This is a genomic window from Thalassobius vesicularis (genome assembly GCF_004799325.1).
Taxonomy (GTDB): Bacteria; Pseudomonadota; Alphaproteobacteria; order Rhodobacterales; family Rhodobacteraceae; genus Thalassobius; species Thalassobius vesicularis.
Genome location: NZ_SSMD01000016.1, coordinates 1 through 5,786, shown reverse-complemented (window position 1 = coordinate 5,786; position 5,786 = coordinate 1). Strand labels below are relative to the sequence as shown.

The window sequence follows — 5,786 nt, the reverse complement described above, 5'->3', positions numbered from 1 at the left end:
CCGTCGACTCCTTCACGATGTAACGATGTGACTGGGCCGTTAGACCCACAAATATCAATATGAAGAACAACGACCCGCCATAAAATATGTTCCGGGCCATGCTCTTGGTCATGACTTCGCGCATCGCCGTCTCCTTTGCGCTCCGTTTCTAGGTAGGTGAAGCCTGCCTGAGACGGCGAAAAACCTCCTTAACGAAAGTCAAGCAACCACGGCGCGGCAAGGCGAATGACGGCGGAGACAGAAATCCGTCGGCGCACCTGACGAAAGTCAAGGAACGATTCCGTGAGGGCGGTACCCATAGGGCACCTCACCAGGAAAAATTTCGGAGTGTGATTATGTCACTTGGAAACTCTAAAGCCAAAATGAGCCGTTCGCTGACCACCGCGTTCGCGCTTCTGCTTGGAACGAGCGCCCTTCCTGCATTCGCAGAAGGCCCCACCTTGAGCGAGGAGGCTTTCGAGGCTTCCAAACAGCTCTACTTTGAACAGTGCGCCGGCTGCCACGGCGTTCTGCGGAAAGGTGCAACCGGTAAGAATCTGGAGCCCACCTGGAAGAAAACCGCAAAAGACGGCACCGTGACCGAAGGCGGCACGCTGAAGCTGGGTCAGGAACGTCTTGAAAAGATCATCGCCTACGGCACCGAAGGCGGCATGAACAACTTCTCGGACATCATGACCGAGGATCAGATCCGCGACATGGCGACCTACATCCAGATGGATCCGCCGAAGCCGCCAGAGATGTCGCTGGCGCAGATGAAAGAAACCCGCAAGATCTATGTCGAAGAAGCCGACTACCCGACCGCGCCGCTGCATGGCCGCAACTGGGAAAACTTCTTTGTCGTGATCGAGCGTGACGTCGGCAAGGTGGCCATCATCGACGGCGACACCAAAGAAGTGCTGACCCATATCCCGACCGGCTATGCCGTGCACGTGATCAAGGCGTCCGAACACCACTCGATCTCGGAACCGGAAAACCCGGGCCGCTTCTGGTACACCATGGGCCGCGACGGCAAGATGACCAAGATCGACCTGTGGCAAACCCCGGACAAGATGCTGGTTTCGGAAGTCAAGGTTGCCTACGACGCACGTGACGTGGCCATTTCCGGCGACGGTAAATACGTGATCGGCGGCGGTTACTGGCCTCCGCACTTCGCGATCGTCGACGCCCAGACCATGGAACCGCTGAAGGTCGTCTCGACCCGTGGCGTGAACGTGGACGGCAACTATGTCGAAGAAGCCCGCGTGGCCGCGATCTACACCACTCCGCACGAACCGACCTGGCTGGTCGCCGTGAAAGAGCTGGGTCAGATCTGGCAGGTGGACTACTCCGACCTGGACAACCTGCGGATCGACAAGATCAACACCGCCAAGTTCCTGCACGACGGGTTCTTTGACCCGACCGGCCGTTACTTCCAGATCGCGGCGAACGCCTCGAACAAGATGGTTGTGGTCGACTCGAAAGAGCGCAAGCTGGAAGCCCTGATCGACGTGGCAGCCCTGCCGCACCCCGGCCCGGGCGCCAACTGGAACGACCCGAACTGCGGCCCGGTGGCCGGCACCACCCACCTGGGTGTGGGTACTGTGACCGTCTGGGGTAACGACCCCGAAGGTCATGCCGACAACGCCTGGAAGGTCTGCTACGAAGTGGAAACCGACGGTCCCGGCCTGTTCGTCCGCACGCACCCGAACTCGAAATACGTGTGGGCTGACCAGACCAAGCACCCCGATCCCGAAGTGCAGCAGTCGGTTCAGGTCATCGACAAGGAAACCGGCAAGATCGTGAAAACGATCCAGATCACCGAAGAAGAAGGGAACGCAGCTGTTCACTTCGAGTTCAACAAGGACGGCACCGAAGTGTGGGTGTCCAAGTGGAACCTGAAGGACTCCAAGGCACCCAACGGTCAGATCGTGATCTTCGACGCCGAGACGCTGGAAGAAAAAGGCCGCATCGACGGGCTGTATGCCCCGACCGGCAAGTTCAACGTCTACAACCGTTCGAACCACGTCACCTGATAAGAGTTTGATACTCCACCGAAAGGGCGGGCCAAGCGCCCGCCCTTTTTCGGTCCGGGCGCACAATGCCTTGCCTGCGGCCATGACCAAGACGCACAGATCACCGATCAGAACATCCGATCATTGGCCTGCCAGACCGGACAGGAACACCGCCAAGACGGAACGAGGACATGACACAAGAACCCAAAAAGAAAACACCGATTTGGCGCAAGACCCTGCTCTGGGGCATGCCAATCGGCGGCATCGCCATCGCCTTTGCGGCTGGCATCATCTTCTGGGGCGGTTTCAACACCGCAATGGAAGCAACAAACACCAAGCAGTTCTGCATCTCGTGCCACGAAATGCGGGACTACGTGTTCGAAGAATACAAGGGCACGATCCACGACGTGAACCGTTCGGGCGTGGGCGCGGTCTGTTCTGACTGCCACGTTCCCAAGGACTGGACCCACAAGATCATCCGCAAGATCCAGGCCTCGAAAGAGCTGTACGGCAAGGTCATGGGCACCATCTCGACCCCTGAAAAGTTCGACGCCAAGCGCATCGAGCTGGCCATGCACGAGTGGGAGCGGATGAAAAAGACCGACTCTCGAGAGTGCCGCAACTGCCACAACTTCGAATCCATGATGCCCGAGTTCCAACGCCCCCGGGCGCGTCAGCAGCACCTGAATGCAATGGAAACCGGCCAGACCTGTATCGACTGCCACAAGGGTATCGCGCACAAGAACATCCGTGATCGTGCCACCGACGAATACCTTGAGGCGCTTGAAGCCCCCAATCCGAAATTCGCCCGCACCATCCCGCAAGCCTATCGCGACAGCCTTGCACGGGTAGAGGCGAAAGAAGCGCAAGCTGCCGAAGCCAAGAAAGCCGAAGACCAAGCCAAGCAGGACGCCGTTCAGGCCCAGATCGCTGCCGCGGTCGAAGCCGCCCGCGAGGAAGAGCGCGCCAAGGCAAGCGGCGAGTCCACCGATGCCAAACCCGCAGCGGGTGGTTCGGTTGCTTCGAACGTCGATTGGAACTCGGTCCCCAGCTCGGCTCTGACGCTGTTCTATCCGGGTCAGGCTTCGTTCGAGTTCGTCCAGAACGGCAAGCAGCACGGCGGCGCTCGTCCGCTGACCAAAGGTGGCGACCAGTGCTCTACCTGTCACGCTGCAGAGCTGGAAACCATCGGCAACAAGATCGTTGCTGGCGGCGGCGGCAAGAACGGCGAGCTGGAACCGACCCCGATCCCCGGCAAGCGCGGCGTCATCAACGCCACGGTTCAGGCGGCCCATGACGAACAGAACGTCTATTTCCGCCTGTCGTGGAATGACACTCCGCACTCGCCGGCTCCGTTCGTGGACGGCGGCAAGATGGACCCTGAAAACCAGATCAAGGTTGCCATGATGATCACCGGCACCGGCATCGAGATGGGCGAGCAGGTCGGCTGCTGGGCAACGTGCCACGCGGACAACACCTATATGCCCTTCGATCCGGGTGCCGAGGCCATCGCCGCGAACCCTGAAACGGCAGAACGTCTGCACGCGCAGGGCTCGGTCACGAAATACCTGAGCGTGACCCGCTCGGATATCGAGATCAAAGGCCGTGGCGACAAGCCCCAGGGCGGTTGGGACAAGCTGATCGCAGCCGAGGAAATCCAGCAGTACCTGAAAGACGGCACCTTCATGGACCTGATGCGCGTCTATGCCGACGGCAGCGCTACCAACGGCTACCTGCTGGAGCGCCGCGTCGTCAACGACGGGGAAATCCAGGCCGAGGCGACGCTTTCGGCTGGCATCTGGACGGTCGTGTTCGCGCGTCCGCTGAACTCGGGCGCTGAAGGCGACGTTCCGCTGGAGCCGGGCAAGACCTACACCGTGGGCTTTGCGATCCACGATGACTTTACCGCGGCGCGGTTCCACCACGTGACGCTGAACACCAGCCTTGCGCTGGACGATGCGAATGCCAACATAAACGTGGTCAAGCAATAAGCACCAAGGCGGCCGGGCTTGTCCCGGCCGCTTTCATTTTACCAAAGGAGTTTTCATGATGAACCTGAACTTCCTTTTTCCGGTCGCCCTGATCGCTGCCGGTTACGCCAGCTCGGCAATGGCAGGCGACAAGGACCCCGCCGCCATCTGCGCCGAAGCCGAGGAACGGTATACGGAACTCTTCGGTCACCCCTCTGCCGAGGAGCCGGGCGTCACCGTCGTCACCATGTACAAGTACAACTTCTGCCCCGCCCAGATCACCGTGCCGGTGGGCACGACGGTGCGCTGGGTCAATGTCGACAAGCGCACCAGCCACAGCGTCCTGGTCAAGAACTCGGGCCAACCGGAATCCGACCGCGCCTTTCCCGAGGAAAGCATCGAGTTCACCTTCCTTGTCCCCGGCCCGCAGGACTATCTGTGCGGCCCGCATTGGGAAACCCAGAACATGATCGGCATGGTGACGGTGACGCCCGAGTAAGGGCGACACAATTTCTATTAACTTATCAATAAGTTAGTTGAAATTTTTGTACGATTTCCGACCCGGACCTAACCAAAGTCAAACCTGTATCGTCGGCATCTGTTATCTTGAAGACATCAAGCCACCCAGCACCGAATGGTTCTCGGTCAGGTAGCGAGGATGAACCGAAAAGGTCACGAACCCAAGAGGGTGCAGCCATATGCGTCCTGGCTGGCTCTCTTGGGTGGAAGTGAGAAACATCGGATCAGGACGCCGGGTTCAGTATCCCCGATGGCCACGCAACGCCCCCTCCCCCATCTACGCCTTTTGCTGACCAGCGCATCGCTAGCGGTTCTGTGTTCGCTCGCACCAATCGGCGTTTGCGCGCAAACCGACACCACGAACGCGCCGTTTTCTTATCAACTCAGCGAGGACGGCCACCTGCTGAAACTTGATGGCCTGTCCGGTGCCGTCGCGGCCGAAACCCTGATTACCGGAACACCGGATCGCATGCAGCTCAGCGATGACGGCCAGTGGCTTGCGATGACGACCCGCCAGCCCGCCGCCTTGACGATCTATGCCACGGCAGACCTCTCTGTCGGTCATCACCTTCCGCTCAAGGACAAACGCGGTGAACCCGTCGCTGGCGCCGCCCTAGGCCTGTCCACCAGCCGCGACAGCTTCGTGCTGGCCCTCAGTGACCGCCCAGAGCTGTGGGAGGTGTTCTACGGCCCCAACCCGCCGCAATTCGGGTTCGCCCATGACTGGCGCATCGAAGGGCCTGTGGACCAGCCCACAGCCTTTCCCGTGCGCAAGGTCACCCTGCGCGCGGCGCTGATCGATCTGATCCTGGACCCGAGTGGCGAGTACGTTCTGGGCGACACCGGCAATGGCTCCATCCGCGTCACCGATCTGGTCATTGGCCAACAGGTCGCGCAACACGACCTGCCCAACGGGACGTCGGTCACCGACTTGCGGCTCTCTGCGTCCGAGGGTGGCGTGTTGGTGACGCTCTCAGGCCCCGGCCCTGCGGGGCTGCTGTTTTCCACCAAAGATCTGTCGAAGCCGCAACCGCTGTCGCAAAAGGATCTGCTCGTCCTCGAAGCGCGCTAATCCCCCAAAAACGTACGGGGCCGATCGCAAACGACGATCGGCCCCGACGGGTTTCAGCATCCTTTCGGACCGCTCAGGAGGGCGCGGCCAGTGAAGAAGACCTGCTGAAAAGGACTGCCAGCCGCGCGCCGACCTGGTTTAGGTCGACCCGGGCTCCTTGGTGGACGGTTGGTGCGTCCAGGCGGCTGGCATAGGTGTGCCACAGTTTCCCGACGGTTTCTTCGGGTTCCCATG

General features: G+C 60.3%; 4 protein-coding genes and 1 pseudogene. 4 read left to right on the top strand and 1 reads right to left on the bottom strand.

Going from position 1 to position 5,786, the window contains the following annotated elements; genetic code table 11:
• Window positions 1–124: pseudogene (locus tag E7681_RS19215) on the bottom strand (c-type cytochrome); the annotation flags it as partial.
• A 316-nt stretch (window positions 125–440) separates the two neighbouring features.
• Between E7681_RS19215 and E7681_RS18505 the strand changes: the two are divergent.
• The 4 genes from E7681_RS18505 (at window position 441) to E7681_RS18490 (ending at window position 5,552) form a co-directional block, all read left to right on the top strand.
• On the top strand, window positions 441–2,012 hold the full coding sequence (locus E7681_RS18505) for a cytochrome D1 domain-containing protein (protein WP_246032552.1): 1,572 nt from the start codon (window positions 441–443) through the stop codon (window positions 2,010–2,012).
• Window positions 2,013–2,182: 170 nt separating this feature from the next.
• On the top strand, window positions 2,183–3,982 hold the full coding sequence (locus E7681_RS18500; RefSeq protein ID WP_136340745.1) for a NapC/NirT family cytochrome c: 1,800 nt from the start codon (window positions 2,183–2,185) through the stop codon (window positions 3,980–3,982).
• Between the two features lie 55 nt (window positions 3,983–4,037).
• Window positions 4,038–4,460, top strand: coding sequence for a cupredoxin domain-containing protein (locus tag E7681_RS18495; protein WP_246032551.1), 423 nt, complete (start codon window positions 4,038–4,040; stop codon window positions 4,458–4,460).
• Window positions 4,461–4,766: 306 nt separating this feature from the next.
• Window positions 4,767–5,552: a cytochrome D1 domain-containing protein gene (locus E7681_RS18490; protein WP_136340744.1), complete on the top strand. Its 786-nt coding sequence runs from the start codon at window positions 4,767–4,769 to the stop codon at window positions 5,550–5,552.
• Window positions 5,553–5,786 lie beyond the last annotated feature (234 nt).

Bases quoted from the DNA above. Each gene is read 5' to 3' on its own strand.
- E7681_RS18500 (WP_136340745.1), top strand. From the start codon at position 2,183: ATGACACAAGAACCCAAAAAGAAAACACCGATTTGGCGCAAGACCCTG.
- E7681_RS18495 (WP_246032551.1), top strand. From the start codon at position 4,038: ATGATGAACCTGAACTTCCTTTTTCCGGTCGCCCTGATCGCTGCCGGT.